At 63.7% G+C, this 26,196-nt stretch carries 19 protein-coding genes and 1 pseudogene; 9 read left to right on the top strand and 11 right to left on the bottom strand.

All coding sequences use genetic code 11. The features are described 5' to 3' along the window. Nucleotides 1-86: 86 nt before the first annotated feature. The 3 genes from GGD63_RS16170 to GGD63_RS16160 all read right to left on the bottom strand — a co-directional run bounded on the left by GGD63_RS16170 (nucleotide 87) and on the right by GGD63_RS16160 (nucleotide 2,844). Entirely contained in the window at nucleotides 87-1,337 is a 1,251-nt protein-coding gene (locus tag GGD63_RS16170; RefSeq protein ID WP_183243621.1) for an ABC transporter substrate-binding protein, read from the bottom strand. Between the two features lie 622 nt (nucleotides 1,338-1,959). After that, complete coding sequence (locus tag GGD63_RS16165; protein WP_183243618.1) at nucleotides 1,960-2,334, bottom strand: hypothetical protein; 375 nt, start codon at nucleotides 2,332-2,334, stop codon at nucleotides 1,960-1,962. 261 nt (nucleotides 2,335-2,595) lie between these two features. Further along, the gene (locus tag GGD63_RS16160) at nucleotides 2,596-2,844 is read right to left on the bottom strand and encodes a hypothetical protein (RefSeq protein ID WP_183243616.1); all 249 of its coding nucleotides are present in this window, start codon (nucleotides 2,842-2,844) and stop codon (nucleotides 2,596-2,598) included. Nucleotides 2,845-3,326: 482 nt separating this feature from the next. Here GGD63_RS16160 and GGD63_RS16155 point away from each other — a divergent pair, with 482 nt between their 5' ends. The 5 genes from GGD63_RS16155 to GGD63_RS16135 all read left to right on the top strand — a co-directional run bounded on the left by GGD63_RS16155 (nucleotide 3,327) and on the right by GGD63_RS16135 (nucleotide 10,956). Further along, entirely contained in the window at nucleotides 3,327-4,007 is a 681-nt protein-coding gene (locus GGD63_RS16155) for a response regulator transcription factor (protein WP_183243614.1), read from the top strand. Between the two features lie 9 nt (nucleotides 4,008-4,016). Beyond that, the gene (locus GGD63_RS16150; RefSeq protein WP_183243612.1) at nucleotides 4,017-5,441 is read left to right on the top strand and encodes a HAMP domain-containing histidine kinase; all 1,425 of its coding nucleotides are present in this window, start codon (nucleotides 4,017-4,019) and stop codon (nucleotides 5,439-5,441) included. Nucleotides 5,442-5,501: 60 nt separating this feature from the next. Beyond that, a complete protein-coding gene (gene rpoH / locus GGD63_RS16145; protein WP_183243610.1) occupies nucleotides 5,502-6,425 on the top strand; it encodes an RNA polymerase sigma factor RpoH in 924 nt (307 codons plus the stop codon). A gap of 80 nt (nucleotides 6,426-6,505) precedes the next feature. Next, nucleotides 6,506-9,688, top strand: a complete 3,183-nt coding sequence (locus GGD63_RS16140) for an efflux RND transporter permease subunit (protein ID WP_183243608.1) — start codon at nucleotides 6,506-6,508, stop codon at nucleotides 9,686-9,688. Then, nucleotides 9,685-10,956, top strand: a complete 1,272-nt coding sequence (locus GGD63_RS16135; protein ID WP_183243606.1) for an efflux RND transporter periplasmic adaptor subunit — start codon at nucleotides 9,685-9,687, stop codon at nucleotides 10,954-10,956. Before GGD63_RS16140 ends, GGD63_RS16135 begins: the two co-directional genes overlap by 4 nt. A gap of 67 nt (nucleotides 10,957-11,023) precedes the next feature. Here the strand turns inward: GGD63_RS16135 and GGD63_RS16130 are convergent, their stop codons facing one another. The 5 genes and pseudogenes from GGD63_RS16130 to GGD63_RS40785 form a co-directional block, all read right to left on the bottom strand. Beyond that, complete coding sequence (locus tag GGD63_RS16130) at nucleotides 11,024-11,413, bottom strand: hypothetical protein (protein ID WP_246785497.1); 390 nt, start codon at nucleotides 11,411-11,413, stop codon at nucleotides 11,024-11,026. Nucleotides 11,414-11,790: 377 nt separating this feature from the next. Continuing rightward, nucleotides 11,791-14,262 carry a transcriptional regulator gene (locus GGD63_RS16125; protein WP_246785515.1) on the bottom strand — a complete coding sequence of 824 codons (2,472 nt, stop codon included), beginning with the start codon at nucleotides 14,260-14,262 and terminating at the stop codon, nucleotides 11,791-11,793. A gap of 213 nt (nucleotides 14,263-14,475) precedes the next feature. Next, nucleotides 14,476-14,553 (bottom strand): annotated as a pseudogene (locus tag GGD63_RS40145) (hypothetical protein); the annotation flags it as partial. A 290-nt stretch (nucleotides 14,554-14,843) separates the two neighbouring features. Then, nucleotides 14,844-15,071 carry a hypothetical protein gene (locus GGD63_RS16120; RefSeq protein WP_183243604.1) on the bottom strand — a complete coding sequence of 76 codons (228 nt, stop codon included), beginning with the start codon at nucleotides 15,069-15,071 and terminating at the stop codon, nucleotides 14,844-14,846. Nucleotides 15,072-15,309: 238 nt separating this feature from the next. Continuing rightward, the gene (locus tag GGD63_RS40785; protein ID WP_312013293.1) at nucleotides 15,310-15,684 is read right to left on the bottom strand and encodes a hypothetical protein; all 375 of its coding nucleotides are present in this window, start codon (nucleotides 15,682-15,684) and stop codon (nucleotides 15,310-15,312) included. A 118-nt stretch (nucleotides 15,685-15,802) separates the two neighbouring features. Here GGD63_RS40785 and GGD63_RS16110 point away from each other — a divergent pair, with 118 nt between their 5' ends. Then, nucleotides 15,803-16,084, top strand: coding sequence for a hypothetical protein (locus tag GGD63_RS16110; RefSeq protein ID WP_183243602.1), 282 nt, complete (start codon nucleotides 15,803-15,805; stop codon nucleotides 16,082-16,084). Between the two features lie 115 nt (nucleotides 16,085-16,199). Next, nucleotides 16,200-19,052 carry a winged helix-turn-helix domain-containing protein gene (locus tag GGD63_RS16105; protein ID WP_246785496.1) on the top strand — a complete coding sequence of 951 codons (2,853 nt, stop codon included), beginning with the start codon at nucleotides 16,200-16,202 and terminating at the stop codon, nucleotides 19,050-19,052. A 221-nt stretch (nucleotides 19,053-19,273) separates the two neighbouring features. Here GGD63_RS16105 and GGD63_RS16100 read toward each other — a convergent pair whose 3' ends face one another. The 3 genes from GGD63_RS16100 to GGD63_RS16090 form a co-directional block, all read right to left on the bottom strand. Continuing rightward, nucleotides 19,274-22,150 carry a winged helix-turn-helix domain-containing protein gene (locus GGD63_RS16100; RefSeq protein ID WP_246785495.1) on the bottom strand — a complete coding sequence of 959 codons (2,877 nt, stop codon included), beginning with the start codon at nucleotides 22,148-22,150 and terminating at the stop codon, nucleotides 19,274-19,276. Between the two features lie 230 nt (nucleotides 22,151-22,380). After that, the gene (locus tag GGD63_RS16095; RefSeq protein WP_183243596.1) at nucleotides 22,381-23,307 is read right to left on the bottom strand and encodes an AraC family transcriptional regulator; all 927 of its coding nucleotides are present in this window, start codon (nucleotides 23,305-23,307) and stop codon (nucleotides 22,381-22,383) included. A gap of 38 nt (nucleotides 23,308-23,345) precedes the next feature. Further along, nucleotides 23,346-24,227: an SDR family NAD(P)-dependent oxidoreductase gene (locus GGD63_RS16090; RefSeq protein ID WP_183243594.1), complete on the bottom strand. Its 882-nt coding sequence runs from the start codon at nucleotides 24,225-24,227 to the stop codon at nucleotides 23,346-23,348. 344 nt (nucleotides 24,228-24,571) lie between these two features. On the opposite strand from GGD63_RS16090, the gene GGD63_RS16085 reads away from it, so the two are divergent. Both GGD63_RS16085 and GGD63_RS16080 read left to right on the top strand, forming a co-directional pair. Beyond that, on the top strand, nucleotides 24,572-25,624 hold the full coding sequence (locus GGD63_RS16085; RefSeq protein WP_183243592.1) for a catalase family peroxidase: 1,053 nt from the start codon (nucleotides 24,572-24,574) through the stop codon (nucleotides 25,622-25,624). Beyond that, nucleotides 25,621-26,184 (top strand): cytochrome b, encoded by a 564-nt coding sequence (locus GGD63_RS16080; protein WP_183243590.1) that lies wholly within the window; start codon nucleotides 25,621-25,623, stop codon nucleotides 26,182-26,184. Before GGD63_RS16085 ends, GGD63_RS16080 begins: the two co-directional genes overlap by 4 nt. Nucleotides 26,185-26,196 lie beyond the last annotated feature (12 nt).

Here is a 26,196-nt window from a genome sequence, read left to right as displayed (position 1 = left end):
GTTCAACAACACCGCCGAGATTGCAAGAGCGGAGAGCGCCCGCGTCAGCGAGTCGCTCCCCGGTTGCCTGCCGCCGATATGATGCGTCAATACTTCTTACATTCCGGCACGCTTCGGCTTGGCAGTCCGATCTTCGAGAACACGGCCGGATCATAGCCGAGCGTCTGGTTGACGTTCGGGATCACCTTCACGACCTTGCTGAACAACGCACCCTTTCCGTCGTCGACGACTTCGGTGACGAAGTTGGTGCCGATCGCCTGGCGGTTGGAGTCGAGCTTGATCTTGCCGTTCGGTGCATCGAGCTCGATCTTGGCCAGCGCTTCCCTGAACTTCGCCTGGTTGTTGGAGAGATCGCCGTTGACCTGACGCAGCGCGAGGATCAGCGCCATGGTCGAGTCATAGTAGTTGGTGGCCAGCAGCGAGGGGCTTGGGAAGCGCTTGTTGGGCGGGAAGGCGTCCTGATAGGCTTTCACGAATTTCTGCCAGCCGGGATCCTCCCAGGTGTCGGCCTGGCCGCTCGCCGCGATGGTGCCGATGAGGGCATTCTTGGCGTTGCCCTTTGACGACAGGATGGTCTGGTCGATCATGATGGAACCGCCCATCAGATGCGCCTTGCCGCCCGCCTGCTGATACTGGTTCAGGAAGTTGACGGCGTCGGCGCCGCCAAGGCCGAGATAGATGGCATCGACGTCGTCGGGCAGGGCGGCGATGACGGAGGCAAAGTCCTTGGTGCCGAGCGGCACCCATTGCCGGTTGGTCACCTGTCCACCCATTCCGCAGAATTCGAGCACCAGCCCGAACACCTGGGTGTAGATGAAGGAATAGTCCTCGCCGACGGTCGCAATCTTGCGATACTTCTTCTCGTCATAGGCGTATTTGCCGAGGCCGACCTGCCACTGCGCGCCATCCATGTTGTAGCGGAAGAAGTTCGGGGCAGGATCGACATAGGTGGTTTCCTGCGCGCCCGATGCCGCGTTGATGAATGTCAGCTCGGGATGGGTCTTTGCAAAATTCTTCACTGCAATGCCCTCGTCGCCGGAGAGCGGCGACAGCAGGATTTGCACCTTGTCCTGCTCGATCAGCTTGCGGACCGCGCGCACGGCCGAGTCCGGCGTTGCGTCGGTCGAGGCGACGATGAATTCGAGTTCCTTGTCGCCGATCTTCTTGCCCAGCACATTGAGCGCGGTCTGGTGGCCGCGCATGCCGTCCTCGCCAAGCACGGTGTAGGTGCCTTCGAGGGTTGCAGTCACGCCTACCTTGATTTTTTCCTGGGCGATCGCCGCGCCTGAAAGAAACAGGCTGCTCAGCGCGAGCAGTCCAACACTGCATTTCGACATTGTGCTCCTCCCTGTGTCGTCGATTTGTTGCCGAGCCGAACCGGCGCGACGCCCGTGGCCCTCGAGCGGCCCGCGGCTTTCCAGGGAAGCTAGCCGAAGTCGAATGCGGTGCAGGCATCGGTGCCCCGTTCGGCTTGACTGGCAGTCTCATTTTTGAATGTTGCGGCGCAAATGGTTTCGCGGTGCAACAGGCGGCCGCGCAGTTGTTGAGTTGCCCTTCGTGCCAGTTTCTGCCGTGAGGTAGCGGCTCCAACCGGACCCTAAAGCATCGGCTCGAACTGGCAGTGCACGAGCATCTCGGAGACCGACGCGTTGTTCGGCAGCATGAGTGCGGTTTCTACCAGGCGGGCGATGTCGCCCGGCTGGCTCCTGTGCCTCCGAAAGCAGCGGCTTGATTGCGGACCAGTAAGGGTGCCTTGCGGGGACGGCCCGATTTCGTCAGAGACCATCGTCGCTGATGGAGAAGTTCGCTTGTGCTTGGAGGTGTGTCCCAACGCCCAAGATGCTCTGGAGCGAGCATCTCGGCGTTGTAAGAGTACGACACGTTTCATCGCCTTTATCTTCGACGAAGACGCGCGACGCGCTCCGGTTAGTCCGGACCGATGGATGTTGAGCGGCAGGGCTAGCTGCAGCTCAGCGGTAACGGCTGGTCAGAATGCAGCGCGTACCAATCATAGCAATCCGGATAGGCGCCGTAGAATCCATAGCCGCGCCGGTAGCGGCCGTAGCTGTGAAACGCGTGCTGGCGAAGGCCACCGGCATGACCACCGAAGCCGAGGTGCTCGCCGCCGAACCGGGCGCCGCCGGCAAAACCTCCCTCATGGCCCATGCCGCCGAAATGCGCGCCGCCGCCAAAGCCAGCATGTCCGCCGCCGAAGCCGCCACTGCCAAAGCCGCCGTGGCCGCCGCCACCACCGCCGCCATGCGCATTGGCCGCGCCGACGGCGAGCGTCGAGGCAAGTGCTGCTGTCGCCAGAATCATGATTATGCGTTTCATGAGAAACTCCTCTCGTGTTGGGCTGCCCGGTCATGCCGCGCGCGAGAGGCTGCGGATGACCCGATCAGTGATGAAAGAGAGGTAGGCACAGTGCGCGGCAATCCAACTGAATTCGGCGTCAGATATCAGGCGCGCCGCTCGCGAAGGTGATCCCGCCGCGCATGGCCGCGACGCGTGCGGGAGAGCGGGCTGAACAGAGCAGCCCGCTCCCCGTCATGTGCAGCGCCCGGCGGCGTGATCCGGCCGGCCGCGTTGGTGCGATCAGAAGCTGCCGGTGCCCGGCTCGCACGGCACGTTGTTGCCAGTCCATGGCGCGGTAGCAAAGGCGCCGACGCGTGGTGCCGGAATGCACACGCGTTCGCCCGGATAATAGAACGGCGCGTTCGTCGCGACCGTATCGGCTTCCACCGCGGGCTGCTGCACGACGCGATGGTGCTCGCGCGCCATGACGGGGCCGCCGAGCATGGCGGCTGCGATCAATCCCATCGACAACAGTTTGGACGTGGTCATTCGCTCTCTCCATTGATGACATCAGGCCGAACCAAGCCGGTTCGTCATCGAGGTGTGAACGATCGGTCGCGATTCAAACGCACGATTTGCTCACCGCAGTTCAACCGCCTGTGAGCCGATGCGGCGTCGCAACCACGATCGTGCGAATGCATAACATCCGTGGCCCCCGAAACTACAGCACGTGCGTTGACGGCATATGTTCGATCCAGAACAGCTCGCAGCGGAGCCCGGCAGATGATCACGACATTGGCAGGACGGATCGCCCTTGCATCGGCGCTGCTGGTGAGGCGGGCCGTCCGCAACATGAACTGGAATTCAATGGCATCGTCCGCGCAGCAAGCCTATCTCGTACCACAGCGAGTGGCCGGCATCAGGCGGCGTCAAAGCCACGGGTTCGGACGCCGAACATGACACCGCGCGCCGCTGAACCCGCGCTTCCTCACCGCGCACCAAGACGCCGCGCGGAACGTGGAGCGAAGATCATGAATCGGATTCTCCTGATCGAGGACGACACCGAGACCGCAGAGGCGATCGTCGCCGAACTCGCCGATCGCGGATTCGAGGTGCAGTGGGCCGGCGACGGCGTGGACGGTCTCGACCGGGCGCGCGCGTCGAGTCCCGATGCCATGATCGTCGATCGCATGCTGCCGGGAATGGACGGGCTGACCGTCATCGAGACGCTACGCAAGGATCAGGTCAGGACGCCCGTGCTAGTGCTGAGTGCGCTCGGCGCCGTGGATGACCGGGTGCGCGGGTTGCGCATGGGCGGGGATGATTATCTCACAAAGCCGTTCGCGCTAGCCGAGCTGGTCGCGCGGATCGAGGCGTTACTGCGGCGGCCGATCGATAGCCGTGAAACCATCTTGCATGTCGGGCCGCTGGAGCTCGATCTGATCGAGCGGACCGCGCGACGCGGCGGGCGCGCGCTCGACCTGCTGCCGCGCGAATTCCGCCTGCTCGAATACATGATGCGCCGGAACGATCAGCTGTTGACGCGCGCGATGCTGCTCGAGGAGCTCTGGAACTACAAGTTCGTTCCGGCGACCACCAACCTGATCGACGTGCATATGGGCCGGCTTCGTCACAAGGTGGACGGTCCTGGAGAGCCGCAGCTGATCCACAACGTCCGAGGCTCCGGCTTCGTCCTGCGCTCGCGGCAATAGGGGCGGGCGATGCACCAGATCCAGTTGATCCGCTCCAGCACGTTCCTTTGGGCCCTGGCCGTGGCGGCCGCCTTCGCGCTGTTCGTGGTTGCCTTGTTCGGGTTCATCTACTGGAAGCTCGATGGTTATCTGGTCGCGCGATCCGATCGCATGATCACCACGCAGATCGAGTTCATCGCCGACTTGCCCCCGGCCCGCCGCATCAGCGCCATCGCGGATCATCTCGCGCAGGATTCCAGGGGCGTGCAGTATGCGGGACTGTTCGACGCCGCCGGCACCCGCCTTGCCGGCAACATCGACCGCGTGCCGCGCGAGCTCGGGCTTGGCGGAGCGGTGCAGGGCGTGCGGCTCGATCTGTTGGAAAAGCCGGCGGCCCATGGTCCCGTCGTCAGGGCAGTCGGAAGGCGTCTCGATGGCGGCGATGTCCTGGTGATGGGACGGAACGTCGATGAGACGCGCGAGATTTCGAGCGTGGTGGGCCAGGCCCTGGCCCTGGGCTTGCTGCCGGCCTTCAGCCTCTGCCTGCTCGCCGGTGCCTGGCTGAGCTTGCGTGCCCAGAGACGCGTAGAGGAGGTCAACCAGCGGGTCCAGCGCATCGTGGCCGGCGAGCTGCGCGAACGGCTTCCGGAGGGCGGGACGGACGACCCGTTTGCGCGGTTGGCCAGGATCGTCAACGGCATGCTCGACGAGATGGAGATGATGATCAATGCGCTCGCCGGCGTCGGCAACGATATCGCTCATGATCTCAGGACCCCGCTCACGCGCGTCCGCCTTGCGCTGGAGCGCGGGCGAACGCATGCGGCAACGCTGGAGGAGCTGCAGGAGATTACGGACAAGGCCATCGCCGGCATCGACCAGTCGCTAGCGATCGTCACCGCCTTGCTGCGCATGACTGAGATCGAGAACAACCGCCGCATGGCAGGTTTTGGCGACGTTGCGCTCGACGAGATCCTGCGGGAAGTGTGCGACGTCTACGAGCCGATCGCTGAGGACAGGCATGTCGGGCTTGCTGTCGTCACCGAGCGCAATGTGCTGGTGTGGGGTGACCGGGATCTGCTGTTCGAGGCGGTCGCCAATCTCGTCGATAATGCCATCAAGTTCACGCCGTCAGGCGGACGGGTGGAGCTAGCCCTGGAAGCGGAGGACGACACCGCGCTGGTGCGCGTAAGCGATACCGGTCCTGGCATCAGCGAGCAGGAGCGCGAGGCGGTGCTGCGGCGGTTCTACCGCTCCGACAAGATGCGCAACACCCCGGGCGTCGGGCTCGGATTGAGCCTGGTTGCCGCGATCGTCAAGCTGCATGGCTTCCGGCTGATCATTGGCCCCGCTCCCGGTGGGCGGATCGAGATCCTGGCCTGGACCGGGAGGGCGGGCAGACCCATCACGCGCCGATCGCGGACATTGCTGCACGCAGACGCGAGCCAGATGGGATGAACCGAATGATGCGCGATGCTTTCGAGCTTAATCAGCCGGCCTGGAATATAGGAGTGACAAATGCAGACTAGCCATCAAGTCGTGAGGCGCGTTCCTGTTGCCGTGCCGGCCGCAGCGGTGTCGACGCCGTTCCTCAGCGCCTATTCCGCGGCGATCAGGCGCTTCGACCTGCTTGAGCCGGGTCAGGAGCAGCAGCTGGCGCGTCGCTGGCAGGAAACGCGGGACCGGCGCGCCGCGGATGAGCTCGTCACCAGCCATCTTCGGCTCGCCGCCAAGTTGGCGCGGGGTTACAGGGGATACGGCCTGCCACTGGTCGATCTGATCGCAGAAGCAAATCTCGGCCTCGTGATCGCAGCGTCGCGCTTCGAACCCGGCCGCGGCGCGCGATTCTCGAGCTATGCGATCTGGTGGATCAAGGCCACCATTCACGAATACATCCTGCGGTCCTGGTCCCTGGTCAAGATCGGGACGACGGCTGCGCAGAGGAAGTTGTTTTTCAAGCTCCGCGGCGAGATCAGGAAAGCCACCGGTAGCGCGATGGCAGGGCTCACGCCCGACGTCGCCGAATTGATCGCCGGGAAGCTCGAGGTGACGGCGCGCGAGGTGATCGAGATGGACGCGCGACTCAATGGTGACATGTCGCTGAACGCGCGCGTTGGTGATGAGGACAGTGGAACCGAGCTGGAATCCCTGCTGGTCGATGGGGCGGTCGACGCAGAGACGATGCTTGCCGATCACGAGCAGACGGATCAGCGCAGCAAGGCCCTGCGTGTTGCGCTGGATGGGCTCGCGGCGCGGGATCGTCGTGTCTTCGAAGCGAGGCGGCTGACGGAATGCCCCGTTACGCTCGATCAGCTCGCCAGCGAGCTGTCCATATCCAGTGAGCGGGTTCGCCAGATCGAGATCCGCACCTTCGCCAAGGTCAAGCGGGCCGTCATGCTCGCCGCGCAGGATGCGCCACGCGCCATCGCGCGCAGCGACTGAATTCGTTTTCATTTGAACGGAGGCCCGACCGTCCTCACCTGCTCGACGATCTCGCGCAATCTTGCTCCAGGCAGACCACCATGGGAATTGTTCGCTTCGCGCTGCGGCTTCCGCACACATTCTATGTACTTGCGGCGCTGATCCTGTTCCTCGGCGGGATCGCGATCCGCTGGATGCCGACAGACATTTTTCCGGAGATCCAGATCCCCGTCGTCACGGTCATCTGGAGCTATACCGGCCTCTCGACGCCTGAGATGGAGCAGCGCGTCAGCACCTACAGTCAATATTCGATCAGCGCCAATGTCAGCGGCATCAAGAATATCGAGGCGCAGACCCTCAACGGCCTGTCGGTCCAGAAGATCTACTTCCAGCCGGACGTCAATCTCGATCTCGCAATCTCGCAGATCGTTTCGGCGACCAATGCCATCCGCGCACTGATGCCGCCGGGCATCCAGCCGCCGATCATCGTGCAGTTCAATGCCTCGAGCGTGCCGGTGCTCCAGCTCAGCCTCGAATCGAACAGCCTGAATGAGCAGCAGCTCTACGATTTCGGCATCTACCGGGTCCGCCAGCAACTGGCTCCCGTTCCGGGCGTGACCTTGCCCACGCCTGCCGGGGGCAAATACCGTCAGATCATGGTCGACATCGATCCGAACAAGCTGCTGTCGCGCGGACTGACGCCGCTCGACATCGTCAACGCGGTGAACACCCAGAACCTGACGTTGCCGACCGGCACGACCAAGATCGGCGACACCCAATACACCGTTCGCACCAACGCGACGCCGGCGACGATCCAGGATCTCAACATGATCCCGGTCAAGTTCGCGAACGGGGCCACGATCTTCCTGAAGGACGTCGCCCAGGTCCGCGATGGCGCCCAGGTCCAGCAGAACATCGTGCGCGAGGACGGCCATCGCGCCGTCCTGCTCAGCGTCATCAAGAACGGCAATGCTTCCACGCTCGCTGTCGTCAACGGCGTGAAAGCGGCCCTGACTTCGATCCGCGCGTCGGCGCCGGCGGGGCTGAAGATCAACGAGCTGTTCGACCAGTCGATCTTCGTCACTCATTCGGTCGATGGCGTGCTGCGCGAAGGTGCGATCGCGGCCGGCCTGACGGCACTGATGATCCTGGTGTTCCTGGGATCGTGGCGATCGACGCTGGTCGTCCTGATCTCGATCCCGCTGGCGATGCTGTCCTCGCTGATCGTCCTGTATTTCCTCGGCGAGACCCTCAACACGATGACGCTCGGCGGCCTTGCCCTCGCCGTCGGTATCCTCGTCGACGATTCGACCGTGACGATCGAGAATACGCACCGGCTCTGGACCGAGGAAGGCATGCCACTGCCGGACGCGACCCTGCACGGGGCCGCCGAGATCGCGGTGCCGACGCTGGTCTCGACACTCGCGATCAGTTGCGTGTTCACCTCGGTCGTGTTCCTCGAGGGCCCGGCCAAATATTTGTTCACGCCGCTCGGCCTCGCCGTGGTGTTCGCGATGCTGGCGTCATACGGGCTGTCGCGGACGCTGACGCCAATCACCATCGGCCTGCTGCTGAAGGGCGAGCGGCGTCATGGCGAGGGTGAGCGTCCGACAAACATCTTCGCGCGCGCCTCCGCGACCTTCGAGCGCGCCTTCGAGCGCCTGCGTGATGGCTATTCGGATCTACTGCTGAAATTGCTGCGGCATCGCGCGATCATACCCGTCGTCGCCGCGCTGGTGCTGGCGCTCGGAGCCACCATGTTCGCCTATGTCGGACGGGACTTCTATCCCCTGATCGACGGCGGCCAGATTCAGCTCCATGTTCGCGCCCCCGCTGGCACGCGGATCGAGCGTACGGAGGCGATTTTCCAGGCGGTCGAGGACAAGATCCGCGACGTCATTCCAGAGCGCGACCGGGCGTTGATCGTCGACAATATCGGCCTGCCGGCGCGTCCCTATAACCTCGCTTTCACGGACGGCTCGACGATCGGCGTGAACGACGGCACCATCCTCGTGTCGTTGAAGGAAGGGCATAAGCCAACCGCGGATTACATCAGGAAGCTGCGGCAGGTGCTGCCGACGGCATTCCCGGAGGACACCTTCTATTTCCAGGCGGCCGATATCGTCACGCAGATCCTGAACTTCGGTCTTCCGGCGCAGATCGATGTCCGCACGGTCGGTTACGGCAACAACAATCTCGCCGTCGCCAAGGAGCTGCAGAAGAGTCTCGCGGCGATCCCCGGTGTGGTCGATGCGCATCTGCAGCAGGAGGTCGATGCTCCCGCATTCTATGCCGACATCGATCGCACGCGTGCCGCGCAGCTGGGCCTCAATGCCAGCACGGTGGCGACCAACATCAATGTCAGCCTCTCATCGTCCGCGCAGGTCTCGCCGAATTTCTGGACTGATCCGACGTCAGGCATTCCCTATTACCTCGCTGTGCAGACGCCCGAATACAGGGCCAACTCGCTGAATGCCCTGGGCAACACGCCGGTGTCGGCCTCGCTCGCGGCAAGCGGGCAGACGGTGCCCGGCCTGCTCAGCAATGTCGCGACCTTCAAGCGGGACACCGTTCCGACCAATTCGAACCAGGCCAATGTGCAACCGGTGTACGACGTCTATGCGAGCGTGCAGGGCCGTGATCTCGGCAGCGTCGCGGCCGACATCGAGAAGGTGACGTCCAAGCTGCAGAAGCAGCTCCAGCCGGGCAATTCGATTCAGGTTCTCGGACAGATCCAGAGCATGCATCAGTCGTTCCGCGATCTCGGGCTTGGACTGCTGTTCGCGGCCATCCTCGTCTACCTGCTGATGGTCGTGAACTACCAGAACTTTGGCGATCCCTTCGTCGTCATCCTGGCGCTGCCGGCGACATTCTGCGGCATCGTGACGATGCTGTTCATCACCGGGACGACGCTGAACGTGCCATCGCTGATGGGGGCCATCATGGCGATCGGCGTTGCCTCCGCAAATTCCATCCTGCTCGTGACCTTCGCGCGCGACGAGCAATTGAAGGGACACTCGGCATTCCAGGCGGCGCTGAGCGCGGGCCGGACGAGGATCAGGCCGGTGCTGATGACCGCGGCGGCGATGATCGTGGGCATGGTCCCGATGGCGATCGGTGGGCCCGGCGAGGAGCAGAATGCGGCGCTGGCGCGGGCGGTCATCGGCGGCCTGCTGTTCGCAACCCCGACCACCCTGCTGATCGTGCCTTATCTCTTCGCCATGCTGCGCAAGGGTAATGACGGCAAGCCTCGCCACGGCGTATTCGAGGAGCGACCGGAATGAGTGATGTTCGTGCAAGGAGCAATGACGACGAGGCAAGTGACCGCCCCGGGGCAGAAAGCCTCCGGGTCGTGGAGCTGCCGGGCAAGGGTGCACGATCCGGACGCCGTTACGGCGGTGCGCTGCTCGGAGGAGGTGTACTTGTGCTGCTTGTGGGCGCTCTCGGCGTTGGCGGGTGGCGGCACTATGAGGCCGCGCATGACGTCGCCGCAGTGGCAGAGCGGGCTCGAACCTACATTCCGGAGGTTCGTGTGGCGACGGTCAAGCCCAGCGGCGACCTCATGAAGGTGAGCCTGCCGGCGACGACGACCGCGTTCGAAGCGGCCAACATCTTCGCGCGGACCAGCGGCTATATCGAGAAGCGCTACGTCGATATCGGCGATCGGGTCAAGAAGGGCGATCTCCTCGTGGAAATCACTGCGCCAGAGCTGGATCAGCAGATCGCGCAGGCGCAGGCGACGCTGGCGCAGGACCAGGCCGCGCTTCAGCAGGCGCAGGCAAGCCGGGAGCTCGCCGACGTCACCAATTCGCGCGACAGCAATCTCGTCAAGCAGGGCTGGTTGACGGCACAACAGGGCGACAACGATCGTCTCACCCTGCGCGCGCAGCAGGGCGCTGTGGGTGTCGCCCAGTCGAACATCGCTGCGCAGGAAGCGCAGATCCGCGTCCTCGAGCAGGAAAAGTCTTATCAGCGTGTGGTGGCGCCGTTCGACGGCGTGATCACGCAGCGCAACGTGGACAATGGCAGCCTGGTGCAGGCCGGGTCGACCTTCATGTTCACGCTGATGCATTCCAACGTGATCCGAACCCAGGTGTTTGTGCCTCAGGACGAGGCGTTTGGCGTTGCTCCGGGCGTCGATGCGGACATCCGCGTCCCCGAGATTCCAGGTCGGACATTTGCGGGCGAGGTTACGCGGATCGCAACCGCGCTGCAGCCGGGGAGCCGGACGCTGCTGACCGAGATCGACGTCCCCAATCCCGACGGCCTGCTCAGTCCGGGCATCTATTGCACGGTCGAACTATCGATCCCGCGCAGGACGGCATCGATGACGGTCCCGTCCGACGCGCTCGTGTTCGATCAGAACGGCCTCCACGTCGTGGTCGTGCGGAATGGCACGGTTCATTTTCAGCAGGTCTCGATCTCTCGGGATTTCGGCACCACCGTGGAGGTGCGCGACGGCGTGCAGCCCGGCGACCAGGTCGTGCTCAATCCTGCGGTCAATCTGGCGGAAGGTAGCAAGGTCACCGTTCGCAAGACCGAAGCGAGCTAGGAACGCGAAAGATGATGCGGATCGCATTCGCAATGGTGATGGCTCTGCTGCTGGGCGGCTCTCCTGGTCAGGCACAGGTCGCAACGACCGGCAGTACGGCAATGGATCTGCCGACGGTGCCGGGCGCGATCGTGATCTCGCCGCTCAACAGTCCCGGGCCGTTTTCCGCAACGACGGTGTCAGGTGCCCCGGATACGACCCTGGCGCCTGTCCCGCTCGCCTCGGATCCGACGACACCGGGGACGGTGGTGGTCTGCGCTCCGCCGTCGTCATCGCCGACGCCGGTGCCGGCGACTCCGACCGTATCGTCCACGGGTCTTTCGACATCAGGCATCGCCGCTCCGATCCTGCCGGTCACAGGACAGAACAGCGGATCCATCGGGACGATCTCCACGGCAGCGCCGGCGGGAACAGGGGCGACGGTGGCATGCAGTTCGACGCCGGGAGGGCAGGTCACGGGCGCTACGTCTCTGCCGTTGTCGATTCCACAAGTAGCCGCAAGCCCCGCGCCGGGTACGATTCAGGCGGATGCCAGTGGTGCCGGCGGCACGGGCATAGACCCGAACGCTGCCGTGGTGCCGAGCCCGAACAGCTCGGCTTGCATGGAAGGCGTCTCGATGACTCTCGCTTCGCCTGCGACGGTGTTGCCGGCGAACGCCTCAGGCGCGGCACCAACGCCGGGCGTGTCGCCGATCCTGCCGCCGGGATGCTGAGGTGGATGGTGGATCGAACCCTAAAGCATGATCCGGAAAAGTGCGAAGCGGTTTTCCGAAAAGATCATGCGTAAACAACAATCCAAAGCGCGATGACGATTCATCCAAATCTCATCGCGATTTAGTGGCAGGTGCAGGACGCAGGACCGTCGCCGTCGCGTGTCGAGATGCCCGGTATTTCAGCCAGAGCGCGGGCAAAGGCGAGCGCGGGAAGATCGATCTCCTGGTCGAACAGGGCGCTGACCGGACCGACGAGATCAAGGGCCGTCTGCTGGCGGTTCGACTTCGCCATGATCCCTGCCCACGCTGCCGCAACCTTCAGCTCGTAGAAGCGGCATTGCTGGTCTCGGGCCACGGATAGTCCCTCGGCGAACAGCACTTCGGCTCGAGAGAGATTGGACGGGCCATTGGCCAGCAGAATCTCAGCCTTGATCCTCAGCAGATCGGCAAGGCACCATAATTGCCACCCCTGCCGCGATATGGTCAGAGCCTCTTCCACCGCGGCCAGCGCCTGCGCAGCCTCGCCGCTTGCGAGCAGGCCTTCGGCGAGCGATCCGAGAAATTTCGGATTGCGCATCAGCCATCCGTTCTCGGTCCGAGCTCTCAGGCCGCTGCGCAGCAGCGCAATTCCGTCGTCGTGCTTGCCTTGCAGGATGAGCAATTGCCCTTTCAGGCAGCACGTCCAGCTGGTCCAGAACGCAACTCCCTCGCGTGTGACGAGCTCGCGAAGAGAGGATATCGCCTGATCGGCGGCGGCAAGATCATGCGTCATCAGCGCGATCGGGCAGACGGCATTCCGCAAGGCGTAGGCGATCGCAAGCTTGTCCTTCTCGCGCTCGGCCTCCTGGAGGCAGTCGGCGGCAAGGGAGCTGCTCTGGACGATCTTTCCCTGCAACAGCAGCACACGGGCCAGCATCGCCTTGGCGAGGACGCTCTGGTTCAGCAGAAACCACATCTGGTTCGCGCCGCCGTCCAATCCATGAGCCGCACGGTCCAGCGACAAGGTCAGTTCGCGCCGTGCATCCTCCTGCGCGCCGAAGAAATGGGTCGCAGCGCCGATCAGGCGACGGCCCACCGTTTCGTTGGCGGGATTTCCGGTGCGCAGCGCGATCTCGAGGTAGCGTTCGCCGACCTCCTTGGCCTCAGCGTATTGGCCCGAGTTCAGGTTGTAGCTCCACAACGTCCAGACCGCCTTGAGCTGAAGCTCGAGATCGGACAAGTCCTCGGCGAGCGCGAGACCGATGCTCAGCGCCGCCTTCATTCGATCCGCGGACCCCGTCGTGTTGAGGAGCGCGAATCCCAGCGCGACATAGAGCTGCGCTTTGAGTTTTGGAACGCAGGTGAACTCGGGGCCGAAATGCGCAAGCGCATGCTCGATCCGCGTCGAGCATTCCACGAAGGACAGCAACTGCATCCAGACTGAAACGAAGCCGGCCGTCAGCTCGATGCCAAGTGCGGTATCGCCAGCGGGCGAGAACGCCCAATCGAGCGCCGCATGCACGTTTCCGATCTCCTGCGCGAAACGGGAGATGTCGTCGGGAGCGGGAGAGCTACCGCCGAGTGGGGCAATGATCTGCCTGAGGAAGTCGGCCTGCCATCTGGTGGCCTGCTCGACGAGACCTGCGTCTGCCAGCTTCTCCAGCGCATACGCACGGGTACTCTCCAGGAGGCGCCATCGTCCCTGAAATGAGGGGTCCAGCGAGACAAGCGATTTTCCAACCAGATTGAACAGGCTTTCGATGACATCCGACCGCGACAAGGAGTCGTCCATCATCGCGATAGCCGCATCGAGCGTGAAGCCGGCCGGAAACACTGCGAGCCGGCAAAGCAGGTTCTGTTCTGCTGGCGGCAAGAGGTCGTAGCTCCAGTCCAATGTCGCCCGCAGGGTTTGGTGTCGGGGCAACTGGTCCCGGCGGCCGCCATTCAGGAGCTCGAAGCGCTTGTCCAGGCGGAGCAGCACGGTGTCCACCCCGAGATTGGCGGCCCGGGCTGCGGCAAATTCCAATGCGAGCGGAATGCCGTCGAGGCGGCGGCAGATGGCGGCAATCTTCTGAAGCTCGGCTGCGCCCGCAACGAAGCTTGTGCGCAACGCTCGCGTTCGCGCGACGAACAGCTGCACTGCGCTTTCCCTGAGCAGCAGATCGGGGGCGCGCATATCGGGACCAGGGACCGACAGCGGCGGAATAGCCGCAACGTATTCGCCGTCGATACGGAGACCTTCGCGGCTGGTCGCAAGAAGGGTGACGTTTGGACAATAGCGAAGCACGGCGCTCGCGATCTGCGCTGCCACTTCGATCACATGCTCGCAATTGTCCAGCACAAGAAGCAGACGACGGGTGCCAACGGCTTGCGCAATGCTTGCGGCTGAAACTTCTTTGTCATTCGAGGCGAGCTTGAGTGCGCGGGCGGTCGCAGATGCGGCGCCTGCCGCATCTTGCAGGGTCGCGAGCTCGACCAGCGCCACGGAATCGTTGAACGAGGACGCGATGCGGCGCGCGAGCTCAATGGCCAGCTTTGTCTTTCCGATGCCGCCTGGCCGACGAGAGTCACGGCCCGATATGCGGACGACACATCGGCCAATTCGTTCAGACAATCCTCGCGACCGATGAGAGGCGCGCGGATGCTCGGCAGATTGCTGGAAAAGGGCGCATCGGCCGGCACCGTGAGAGGTGCGGCTGCTGGGTGATCCAGATGCCCGCTGCGCCAAGTCCCGCCGAGGGTATATCCACGGCCCGAAACGGTCTTGAGCATTGCGATCCTCGCGGAGCGCCTTGCGCACGGCCGAAATATGAACCTGGAGCGTATTGTCTTCGACGGTCAGTCCGGACCAGACGCTTCGGATCAAATCGTCCTTGGTGACCAGGAGACCCGCCGAGCCGACCATCTCTTCGTTGGCAGTCGATCAGCCAATGTCCAAGAGAGTAGATGCGATCAACCGGCGATGGCGTAGAGGGTCCGTGCATCAACTTTGCTGCCGTGATCCGGAGGAAAACGAGTCCGCCCTTGAGATCGCCGATCCTTGGCAAAAATTGCTTCCGAGAGACGTATAGCGGTCGCAAGAACGGCGGCCCGATCCGAGCCGCCGTCCTTCCTTCCGCTGAGAGGTCAAAATCCAGAATGTTGAGGCGATCAACTTCCAGTCGGCATCAACCGGACTTGCTCCGGTTCGCGAGCTCAATAGCCCGACGTGGGCTCGCAGGGCGGCCGGCGCCAGGGAGCGGTTGCGTATGCGCCGACGTCGGGAGCGCGGGCGCAGCCGCGCTTGGAAGAGACCGGAACGCGCTGGGCCGACGCATATGCTTCGACATTGGTACGCTTCGCGTTGCCTTCGCGAGCCATCGCGGGGGAGGCAATCATGGCTGCGATCACGAATCCGGCCGACAAGAGCTTCAGTGTGGTCATTGAACATCTCCTTGAGAAAGCGACGCCGGGAACGCCTCGGCCCGCCCACGGGACATGTGCATGCTCGTGCCGAGTCCGCAGTGTTGATCGAACGAACATTTTCGTCTTTGCACGAAGTCGTCGCGGTGCGTTGACTGCAACATTGTTTTCGGAATCGATGTGATCGACCTTGCTTCGAAGCCCACGGGGGTACGCCGCATGGTGCGGGCGGGCTCGCCGATTGCGTTTGCGATGTTCGTCATCGCCGCTCGTGGCGGCTGTTCAGGCGGCCTGCGGCGAATACGGGTGCGGCACCACCCGGCCGCTCGAGGCCCATTCGCCCGGCGGGTGTCAGCGCGCCGCCATTCAGCACGTCGCGATCTGGGTACATCGATGCAAAGGCTGCCGGCTCCTGATCTGCGAAGGACCAGGCTGCGGATGCGGACGAAATCGTTGCCGTTGAGATGAGCGCCGTGGCAATCAGGATCTTGAATGTATTCATAGCGATTCTCCATTGCTTGCTCTGTGCGGAGAGTCGCTTGGCGATGATCGCTGCTCGGCTGGTGGCGTTTCCGAAAGTTGTCTTGAAGACGTATGTAGGTCGGCGGGACGGAAAGTCCCGGCGGATCTGCATCACTCTTGCGGGAAAAGTCTGTCACCGTTGTCAGAATCCTCGCGCGATTGTGCGTGGTCAAACGCGTCCGGTGCCCGTTTGTGGGGAGCAGGTTGTTTGACCATGTGGAGTGTGAGCAATGAGATTATTTTCCGTTATTTGCGTCGTCGCCTGCGTTGCGCTCTCGGGCGCTGCGTCTGCCCGCGGCGGCATGGGATCGCATATGTCGATGGAGAGCGGCGGCGCGCTCGGTACGAGTGCCGCTGCGCCCGGAACGAACTCGCTGGGTACTGCGCTGCCGGGATCGGACAGAGGTGGCCACGCGATGAAGGGGCCATTGCTCGGTACGGACCCGACCATCGACAAGGATGATGCCCGGCTTGAGAAGATGCTGGAAGGATCAATCTGCCGCGGTTGCTGAAGAGCGCGCATGACGGGATGGGGGCGGACGGCTGTGCCGTCCGGCCACCTGTGTCTTTCGACCGGGATGGTGGTAGGCTGGGTAGAAAATGACTAGTCCGCTTGGGGCTGTCCCAATGATGGCTGAGCCAGGCCAGCGTCCCGTCTACACCTGCGCGGAATGGGAAATTGATCTTGCCAGGCGCGAATTGCGCCTGAGCGGAGAACTCGTTCCATTGGGTGGGCGCGCCTTTGAGATTCTTGCGGAATTGGTTCAGGCGCAGGGCCAGCTCGTCACCAAGAACGACCTGACGGAGCGGGTCTGGCGCGGCGTTTTTGTCGAGGAGAGTGCACTTCGCGTGCATATCGCGGCGATCCGAAGGGCTCTCGGTGCTGACCGCGACATGCTGTCAACCACTATTGGCCGCGGCTATCGTTTGCTCGGCTCGTGGGGGATCCGCCATATGGACCCTCCGCTGCAATATGCCGCAACCGAATTGCCGCGGTCAGTCAACATTCCCAGCGCGTCATTCGATCTGATCGGCCGGACCACAGCGATCGCGCATTTGTGGCGGCTTCTGTCGGCCTATCGCGTGGTAAGCCTGATCGGGCCTGGCGGCATCGGAAAGACGGCGCTGGCGCTCGAAGCCGCCAGAACGCCGCCGCCCGGTTTCGAGGCGGACAGACTTTTGGTCGAACTGGCCTCGCTGTCCGATCCCAGGCTCGTCTGCTCGGCCATCGCCAGCGTGCTTGGCACCAAGCTCGAGGGCGAGGAGATTTCGCCTGATTCCATCGCGCGTGCGATCGGCTCTCGGCCATTGCTGCTCATTCTCGACAATTGCGAACATGTCATCGATGCCGTCGCACAGGTGGCCGAGCTGGTGGTCAGCCACTGTGCAGGGACCATCATTGTTGCAACGAGCCGGGAGGCGTTGCGCATCGAGGGAGAGCATGTTTACCGCGTGCCTCCTCTGGGCGTGCCGCCCGAAACATGGCACGAGCCCGCCGGCGCATCCGCGTACAGCGCAGTGGAATTGTTCACGAGCAGAGCGAAGGCGCTGGGGTCGAGCTTTGCGCCCGACGAGGAGAACATCGGCGCCATAGCGGCCATCTGCCGGCGGCTCGATGGCATTCCGCTTGCGATCGAGTTTGCTGCGGCGCGCGCAGTCATGCTCAGCCCGCCGAAGATCGCGGCGCTGCTTGATGACAGGTTCAAGTTTCTGACGACGGGCCGGCGCACGGCGTTGCCGAGGCAGCAAACGCTGCGCGCAACGCTCGACTGGAGCTATGACCTGTTGCCGGACGACGAGGCGTGGCTGCTCCGGCAGCTCGGCATATTCGCCGGCGAATTCCAGCTCGATGCAGTGATCGCGGTTGCCGGCGAGGGGGGCGGCGACGTCACCGGCCAGCTTGCGAGGCTGGTGGCAAAGTCGCTCGTCCTGGCGGACATTCGGGGCGACAGCCCGCACTATCGCCTGCTGGATACGACGCGCGCTTATGCATTGGAGAAGCTGCATGCCGGCGGAGAATATCCCGACGCCGCCCGCCGCCAGGCGAAGTACTATTCGGGGTTCTTCGCCGGTGCCGAAGCCGACAGCGAAGTGAAGCCGCAGGCGGAGTGGCTCGCCATCTATGGCCGCCACATCGACAACGTGCGAACGAGCCTCGATTGGGCCTTCTCGTCCAGTGGAGACTCGCAAGTGGGCGCGGCGTTGACGGCGGCGGCAGTCCCGCTCTGGGTGCAATTGTCGCTCCTCGCCGAATGCCGCGAGCGGTCCGAACTTGCGCTGGCGCGCCTTGATCCGATGGCCGCGAACGCACCGCGGCTTCGCATGCAGCTGTCGGCCGCGCGCGGCTGGTCGCTGATGTACGGTGTCGGAAGGGCCAGGGAGGCCGGTCCCGCCTGGGCGACGACCCTTCAGCTTGCCGAGCAGCTCGGTGACAGGGATTACCTGTTGCGCGCGCTTTGGGGCCTCTGCATCGACCAGTTCAACAACGGCGAATTCCGCAGGGCGCTCGATTTTGCGAATCGTTTTGCGGAAGTCGTGGCCGACTCTAGCAGTCCCGTCGATCGTATGATGGCCGACCGGCTACTTGCGACCACGCTGCATTATCGCGGCGACCAGCGCCTGGCCTATCATCATGTCGGGCGAACCCTGTCTCGCCTATCGGACCTTGCGGCAAAGCCGCAGGTCATCCGTTTCCGGTTCGACCTGCGGGTCTCGGCGCGCTACTTCCAGGCGCGGATCCTGTGGCTGCTCGGCCTCGCGGATCAGGCCTTGAGCGTCGTCGACCATAACGTCGAGGAAGGCCGGACCAGCGGTCACGCTCTCACATTTTGCAGCGTCCTCGGCCAGGGTGCCTGCCCGATCACCTTCCTCGCCGGCGATCTCGACGCGGCCGAACGCTATTGTACGATGCTGCTCGAACACACCGAGCGCCACCCGATCCGCCTGTGGAATGTGTGGGCGCGCGCCTTCAGGGGCATGCTGATATCGCGCCGGGGCGATCTTGCGACCGGATTGCCGCTGCTGCGCAAGGCGCTTGAGCTCGCGGGCGAGGCGCGCTTCCTGCCTCGCTTTCTGCTTCTTCTCGGCGAACTGGCGGCATGTCTCGGAGATGCCGGCGAGGTGTCGCAAGGGCTTGCGACCGCCGACGAGGCGCTCGCGCGATGTGAGGCGAGGGACGAGGGGTGGTATGTCGCCGAGCTCTGGCGCATCAAGGGCGAGTTGCTGCTGCTTCCCGGCGGGCGCCGCTCGCCGGACGGTGCCGGGCAGGCCTTCGACAGGGCGTTCGAGGTGGCGCGGAGCCAGGGTGCATTGTTCTGGGAGCTGAGGACTGCGATCAGTGTGGCACGATTGCGGATGAGTGAGGGGCATCCGGCCGATGCTCGCCATGTGCTCGCTGCCGCTTGCGGCAAGTTCACTGAAGGTTTCGGGATCGCGGATTTCCGCAACGCGCGTGCAATGATGGCGAAGCTGGGATCGTAGGCGATGCCCCGGGGAGCGGCATCCGATTCGACTGATCGGATGCCGGTGCGGCCTCGGCGAGCGCCGCATCCCCCGTGCTCTGGAACGTTCCGCAATTCGCCCATGATGCCGTCATGGCGACTGCCGGCGCCGACGTCTCATTGCAAACGCAGCATGGACCGGCAGCCCGCACGCGTCGTTCGAGACTGCACCCCTCTATCGCTATTGCACGGCCGAGGCGGTCATTTGGCCGCAAACGAGCACGAGTACGGAGGACTCAGCTCGGCAAGCAGGCCCCTTGCCGTCGCGAGGCTGCGCGTCTGGAATCCCTCGGTAAATCGCTGATAGACGGGCGCAAGTATATCGTGCGCCTCCTGGCGGCGACCGACTCGCTGCCACAGTTTTGCAAGCGCGACTGCCACGCGAAGCTCATAGCCCAGCGCCCCCTGATCGCGGGCGACGTCGAGCGCCTGCACGAGGCTTAGCTCCGCTTGCGGAAGATCCGGATGGCTCTTGCGCATCAGCGCTTCCGCTCTGGCGCGCAACATGTCGGGCATGTCCATCATGAAGTTGCAATGCCGGGCCTGGGCGATCGCCTGATCAATGGTGTCCAGGGCTTCGTCGCCGTGACCTGCCACCGCCAAGGCTTCGGCGAGGGGCATGCGAAGCCCCGCGACGGCACCGAAAGACTGGCTCTGCAGCTTCTCGATCGACCCTCTCAGCATGGCGAGCCCGGCATCGGTCTCGTTCCGGGCCAGCAACGTGATACCCTTCATTGCCTCGCCGACCATCTGGAGGATGGCGAGGTTGTGCCTTCGCGCCTCTACGATGAATCTGTCGATATGGTCTTCGCAATCCTCCGTGTCGCCATTCCAGAAGAAGACGCCGAATGCCCATGGCAGCGCTCTACAGAACATAACCGGATGGTTCGCTGCGATGACGTCCGAGATGGCTCGCCGCACCAGTTGCGCCGCCTGGTCGGGATATCCCTGAAGCCAGAGGACGCGCGCAAGGGTGATTTGAGCGCGTTTGGGATATTCAAGAGTGAGGCCGCTAAGGACCTCTCCTTCCAGGCCCGGATGCTGCAATGCCACCTCGACGTACGCGCGGGAGGCAGCGAACTTGCCGAGATATTGGCAGGAGATGCTGAGCAACACGCGCATGCGCGCCACCGCAATGGAATTGTTGCCGGCAAGGGCGACGGCTTCGCCGCGCTTGGCGGTGCCCAATGCCTCATCATATTTGCCGACGAACAATTGCAGCAAATGCAACTGGTCGATCAAACGGATCTGCCCGGGGATGTCGCCGATCCTTTCCGTCAGCTCGAGCGCTCGTTTGAGGTGATTTGCACCCAGTTCATCCAGCTGTCCCGTGAGCATGCGGGCAGCCCCCAGCGCCGTGTAAAGGACGAGGCCCTGCCTGACGCTTTTATCGGTCTCGTCGAGTGCTTCGATGGCGCGGGTGACCCAGAGCTCGCATTCTGCCAGGAGCGAGAGCTTGAAGAACAGCGGTATCGATGCTGCAGCGAGCGACACGCCGGCTCTGCGGTCTCCCTGATCCGAGAAGCACCACGTGAGCGCGGCGCGGACGTTTCCGTATTCCTCGGCAACAGCGGCAAGGTCTCGGCTCGCCTCGCCGCCGACCTTTTCAAGGAGGTCGAGAAAGTAGCAGGCGTGATGTCGCGAGATCGCGGCGGCGTCGCCGCTGGCGGCAAGCTTCTCTTGCGCGTAGGCCCGGGTCGAGTCGGCAAGGCGGTAGCGGGGCGGCTCTGAGCCGGTGTTCAATGCAAGCATCGACTTGGCGACGAGGCCGTCGATGATCGCCAGGATCGCGTCGTCATCCTCTGTGCCCGCGGCAATCGACCGGGCGGCGTCCAGGGTCATGCTGCCGATAAACACCGAGAGCCGGCCGAGGATCACGCGTTCCGGTTCGGACAGAAGATTGTAGCTCCATTCGATGGTTGCGCGCAGCGTCCGGTGCCGGGGCAGTGCGGTGCGTCGTCCCTCCCATAGCAGATTGAGGTGCTGGTCGAGGAGCTGGACCATCGCTCTCGCGCCATATGTGCTCGCATGACCGGCGGTGAGCTCAATGGCAAGCGGGATGCCGTCGAGCCGACGGCAGAGGTTGCCGACGTCAGAGGCGTTCGCATCCGTCAGCGCGAACTCACCGCCGCCAGCAGCCGCACGCTCGACGAAGAGTCTTACGGAAGGGTAGGCGAGGGCGTTCGCGGCCGTCAGAGCGGCCTTCTCCGGCGGGCTCGGCAGCGGCGGGAGACGGTATGTGAACTCGCCTTCGACGCGCAGCAGTTCCCGGCTTGTGGCCAGGATGTGCAGCGCCGGTGCGGCCTGGTAGAGCCGTTCGGCCAGCGCAGCTGCTGCTTCGATGACAGGTTCGCAGCAATCCAGAATGAGTAGCATGCGCCTGTCGCGCAGGAATGTCGCGAGGCTGCTCGTCGGGTCATTCGATCGCGCCTGCAGCCCAAGCGAAGATGCGACGATCGCTGGCACCGGTGCGGCGTTGCCGGTCTCGCCGAGACCGACGAAGTGGACATGACCGGCGAAGTCGGCGAGCAGGGCATGGCCTGCGGAAACCGCGACTGTGGTCTTGCCGATGCCGCCCGGGCCGACGACCGTGACGAAGCGTTGGGTCCTCAGTCGTTCCGAGATGTCCAGGATGGCTTGCTTGCGCCCTACCATCTGCAGGGGATGCGCAGGCAAATTGTGGGCGTAAGCCGGATCGTCGGCCGGTGCAGCTTGCATCTGTTCCGGGCGCGAGACCGCAGCGACGAAGCAGTAGCCCTGACCGGAGACAGTGCTCAGATATCTGGCGCCATCGTTGCCGTCTCCGAGTGCCTTGCGGAGTGTGGCGATATGGACACGCAGGTTGTTTTCCTCGACCTCAGTGCCGGGCCATGTCTTGGCGATCAGATCCGTCTTGCTGACGACATTGCCGGCCTGCCGGACCAGTGCGAGCAGGAGGTCGAATGCGCGCCCTGACAGTTGCAGCGTGGTCCCGTCTCTCTCGATCCGCCTCTGCAAGGGATCGAGCCGAAACGGCCCGAAGACGAAGATCTCCCGGGCGGCTTCGTCTTGGGCGGAGCAGCCAGCAGCGGCGATCATGTTGTTGCTTTGCGAGCGGGGGACCATTTGGGAGATATCAACCCGGCACACGACTCGTCACGTTCTATGACTTGGAAGCACACCAAGACGTGTGAACGTAGTGGCGCGCCAAAGGTAACATCCGGCTGTTCCGGGGTAAAGGATAAGGCCTATCACTTTCGTCTAGGCCCCGAAGGCGCTCCTGAATTTTTCAGGAATAGACCTTCGATTATAGAAAACGACCAGCCTGATCACGACCTGAACGTGCGACGCCACCGTCCGGGGCTCAAGCCGGCATGCTGCTTGAACGCTGCGTTGAGATGGCTCTGGCTCGAGAAGCCGCAGAGCGCGGCCACTTCCGTCAGTGTGAGGTTGGAGCGTTCGAGCAGGGTCTTTGCCTTGCTCACGCGCAGGGCAAGCAGCCATTGATGCGGAGACACGCCGGTCGAATGCCGGAACGCACGCGCGAACTGGGTGACGGACAGGCCGCATTCCCGCGCCAGGTCGGCAAGCGATGCGTTGACGTGCTCGCTCATCATTTCCTTCGCGCGTCGCTCCTGCCACTGGGCAAGGCCGGCGGTGCGCGGATTGGGCAAGCGCGTGGTGCCATAGCGCCCGAGCGCATGCGCACATGCTGCGTTCAACAGCTCGTCGAGCAGCAACCCCGTTGTGGCGTGCGGCGCGCTGAACGAAGCAAGGGCCGCCCGCGCAAGATGCCTCATGACGTGATCGTCGCCGCCGACGCCGGGCTTGTGAACGAGCTCCGACACCGCGCCGTGGCCTTCCTGCTCGGCGAAGGCATTGAGCGTTGTGAGCGGCAGGTAGAAATGCACGACGTGCGACGGGCCGCGGACGAGTGCCCGCGGATCCTGTCTCAGGTCGAAAATATAGGTCTTGCCCGCGTCCCACGTATCGACGTGGACGGGTCGGCCATTGTACCAGCATTCGTGATCGACGATGTCCCTGAGGAAGACCGATGCGAGGAATGCATCGTCATATCCCAGCGAGGTACTCTGCTCGATCGGCTCGTCGAACCGGAGCTCGGTGACGGCAAGAAGCCCGCGGCGCAGAGTCCGGTGGACATGCGTCGGCGGCTCCGGCATCCCAAAACAGTCGGCGAACTCGGCGCCATATCCGCGTGCGCCGCTCCGCCTTGACGCTTCACGTGGGTCGCTCATGCGAGCTCGCAAATGCGTGTTTGAAGAACCGGTCCATCCTATCCGATGAAGGCGGGCTTGAGAATGTCTTCCAGTCCGATCCGGCGCAGCAGTTCCGCGCGGACGCGGTCGGCGACGGCGTCGACGGCCGCGGCTCCGTCGTCATCCGGACCGAAATGAACCCGCAGCGGACGCTGTCCGAACGACATGTCGACGACGTCGGCTATTGCGGTTGCGACGTCTTGGGGAGTTCGATCCTTCGCCGGAAGCTGCGCGAGTGCCGATAGCGCGATCTCACTCACGTCGGCCGTCGGACCATCCGCGTATTCCTCGGCCCTGACGGTGTCGAACGGCCGGCCGGAGCGAATATAGTGGCCGGGTCCAAGTGCGCTTGGGACGACGATTGTCGTCTCGACGCCCCAACGCGCGAGTTCGCCGGCATAGCCGAGCGCCAGCGCATCCAGCGCGGCCTTCGACGAGGCATAAGTCCCCATGAAGGGAACCGAACCTCCACGGGCGCTGCTCGACGAGATCCAAATCAGTAGGCCCTGACCCTGCTTGCGCAGCTGTGGCAATGCGGCCCGGTTGAGCCGTTGCGCGCTCAGCACGTTGGTGTCGTAGAGCTCGGCGAGCTGATCCGGCGTAAAGGCCTCTGCCGGTCCGTAGACCACCTGCCGGGCATTGTGCACGATCACGTCGAGGCGGCTGTTCTCGGCGACGATGGCATCGATGGCCGAGTTCACGGAGGCTTCCGAGGAGATATCGAACGCGATGGTTCGGACGTCCGCGCCATGCCCGCCGGCCTCCTCGACGCCCAGCTCATCGTGACCGTCCGTCTCCCGCATCGAAACGTAGACCGTGTGGCCGGCTTGCGCCAGTTTCCTGCAGGTGCTTCGCCCGATGCTGTTTGCAGCTCCTGTGACGATGATCACTTTGCTCATTCGATTCCCGATCGCATTCCAGCTTCCGCTAAGCCGCCAGCGCCGTCGCGACACGTTCATCGTTCGGCAATCGATCGCTGGCCTTGTGCGAGGAGCATCTGAAATAGGGCTTGAGGCAAGAGGGGTCTTTCGAGCCGGGCGAGTGATTTTCAGATCGCACGAAAAATTTCGAGAAAGCCCGAAACCGGTTCCGGATGAACCGCCGCGGACGGGACAAGCTCGGACGTGCCTTCGCGAAATTGACGGGGGGTTTCAGAAGATTGGGGCGCGGGCGCCGGCTATGAGGCCTGAGCTGCCCCTTGAGACGGGCTCGGTGGGCGGCTTTCGCCTTGCAAGGAGAAGAGATGAATCAGCCAGGCAACCTGCCGCGTTCGGGACTCGGCTCGCTCGTGTTGATTGCGGCCGTCCTCGCAGGCGGTGCTGCCGCGTTCGCATATACTGCGGGCTGGCTCTCGCCCGATCGCCTGACGCCTGAGCGGATGATTGCGGCGCTGACGCCTCCGAGCGGTGCGCCGCTCGGGCACCGGCGAAATCATGCCAAGGGAATTTGCTTCACCGGCGTCTTCGAGGCGAACGGAAACGGCGTGGAACTCTCGCGGGCCAGGGTGTTTGAACGGGGTACTTATCCGGCGCTGGGCCGCTTCAATCTCGGCACAGCCGATCCGAACGCCGTGGATGCAACCGTGCGCGTGCGCGGTTTGGGATTACAGATTGTGGCGGACGGCGAAGAGTGGCGGATGGCGCTGATCAACCCGCCGTTCTTTGCAGTTTCCACGCCGCAGTCGTTTCACGAACTGCTGATTGCATCTGGCAAGAAGGATCCGGACGCGATGAAGACGTTCATCCAGGCCAATCCGGAATTCGCCGCCTTCGCGGCCTGGGCCAAATCGGCGCCCTGGACCGCCAGCTATGCGGAGGAGCCCTACCACGGGCTCAACAGTTTCATCTTCACGGATGCGAAGGGCGGCGGGCACGCGGTGCGATGGTCGCTGCTGCCGTCGGCGGAGGTTGTTCCGATATCGCAAGCCGAGCTGGAAAAGCGTGGTTCGAACTTTCTCGAGCAGGAGATCGTGGAGCGGGTCCGGGCCTCCGGCCCGCAACGCTGGACCATGGTCACGACTGTCGCCGATCCCGGTGATCCGACCGCGGACCCGAGCAAGGCCTGGCCGGAGGGCCGCCGTACGGTGCAGGTCGGAACGCTCGTCGTGCAGCGGATCGAACAGGAGCGGGACGGACCGTGCCGCGACATCAACTTCGATCCGACCGTGCTGCCGCGTGGGATCCGGCTGTCGGACGATCCGTTCCCGGCTGCGCGCTCGTCGGTTTATCGCAAGTCCTACGATCTGCGCGCGGCCGAAGCCAGTGACTATCCGCGAACCGAGGCTGGCAAGCCATGAGCAATGAGCCCCATCGTTTCGCCCCGATCCAGCGGCTTCTGCACTGGCTGATGGCAGCCTGCATCGTCGCCATGCTCTTCATCGGCGTCGGCATGGTGTCCACCGTGGCGCCCAAATATTTGCCGCTCATCCTGATCCACAAGACGCTCGGCGTCACTCTTCTGGTCCTCGTCGTGATCAGGCTGGCCCTGCGGCTCCATTACGGCGCGCCGCCGTTGCCGGACGATCTTCCGCCGGCGATCAAGCTGGGAGCGCGATTGTCGCATCTTGCCCTCTATGGCTTCATGATCATCATGCCGCTGCTGGGCCTCGGCATGCTCTGGGCCGCGGCCTATCCGATCGTCCTGTATGGCGGGATCCAAATTCCAGCGTTGCTGGCACCGAGCGACCGCGTGCACACGCTGCTGTGGGATGCTCATTTTTATCTGGGCTTCGCGTTCTTTGCCCTCGTGCTGCTGCATCTGGCGGCAGCGCTGTTCCACGCATTGATCCGCCGCGACGGCGTCTTCGCGACGATCGCGCTCCTGTCGCTGCGGAACAAGACGACGCCGGCAGAATGAACCTTCGGGGCG

Source organism: Bradyrhizobium sp. cir1 (assembly GCF_014198245.1).
In the GTDB taxonomy this organism is placed as follows: Bacteria; Pseudomonadota; Alphaproteobacteria; order Rhizobiales; family Xanthobacteraceae; genus Bradyrhizobium.
The sequence above is the reverse complement of the archived record's forward strand: the minus strand, read 5'-3'. Positions and strand labels throughout refer to the sequence as shown.

Bases quoted from the DNA above. Each gene is read 5' to 3' on its own strand.
- GGD63_RS16170 (WP_183243621.1), bottom strand. From the start codon at position 1,337: ATGTCGAAATGCAGTGTTGGACTGCTCGCGCTGAGCAGCCTGTTTCTT.
- GGD63_RS16165 (WP_183243618.1), bottom strand. From the start codon at position 2,334: ATGAAACGCATAATCATGATTCTGGCGACAGCAGCACTTGCCTCGACG.
- GGD63_RS16160 (WP_183243616.1), bottom strand. From the start codon at position 2,844: ATGACCACGTCCAAACTGTTGTCGATGGGATTGATCGCAGCCGCCATG.
- GGD63_RS16155 (WP_183243614.1), top strand. From the start codon at position 3,327: ATGAATCGGATTCTCCTGATCGAGGACGACACCGAGACCGCAGAGGCG.
- GGD63_RS16150 (WP_183243612.1), top strand. From the start codon at position 4,017: ATGCACCAGATCCAGTTGATCCGCTCCAGCACGTTCCTTTGGGCCCTG.
- rpoH (WP_183243610.1), top strand. From the start codon at position 5,502: ATGCAGACTAGCCATCAAGTCGTGAGGCGCGTTCCTGTTGCCGTGCCG.
- GGD63_RS16140 (WP_183243608.1), top strand. From the start codon at position 6,506: ATGGGAATTGTTCGCTTCGCGCTGCGGCTTCCGCACACATTCTATGTA.
- GGD63_RS16135 (WP_183243606.1), top strand. From the start codon at position 9,685: ATGAGTGATGTTCGTGCAAGGAGCAATGACGACGAGGCAAGTGACCGC.
- GGD63_RS16120 (WP_183243604.1), bottom strand. From the start codon at position 15,071: ATGACCACACTGAAGCTCTTGTCGGCCGGATTCGTGATCGCAGCCATG.
- GGD63_RS40785 (WP_312013293.1), bottom strand. From the start codon at position 15,684: ATGCAGATCCGCCGGGACTTTCCGTCCCGCCGACCTACATACGTCTTC.
- GGD63_RS16110 (WP_183243602.1), top strand. From the start codon at position 15,803: ATGAGATTATTTTCCGTTATTTGCGTCGTCGCCTGCGTTGCGCTCTCG.
- GGD63_RS16105 (WP_246785496.1), top strand. From the start codon at position 16,200: ATGATGGCTGAGCCAGGCCAGCGTCCCGTCTACACCTGCGCGGAATGG.
- GGD63_RS16100 (WP_246785495.1), bottom strand. From the start codon at position 22,150: ATGATCGCCGCTGCTGGCTGCTCCGCCCAAGACGAAGCCGCCCGGGAG.
- GGD63_RS16095 (WP_183243596.1), bottom strand. From the start codon at position 23,307: ATGAGCGACCCACGTGAAGCGTCAAGGCGGAGCGGCGCACGCGGATAT.
- GGD63_RS16090 (WP_183243594.1), bottom strand. From the start codon at position 24,227: ATGAGCAAAGTGATCATCGTCACAGGAGCTGCAAACAGCATCGGGCGA.
- GGD63_RS16085 (WP_183243592.1), top strand. From the start codon at position 24,572: ATGAATCAGCCAGGCAACCTGCCGCGTTCGGGACTCGGCTCGCTCGTG.
- GGD63_RS16080 (WP_183243590.1), top strand. From the start codon at position 25,621: ATGAGCAATGAGCCCCATCGTTTCGCCCCGATCCAGCGGCTTCTGCAC.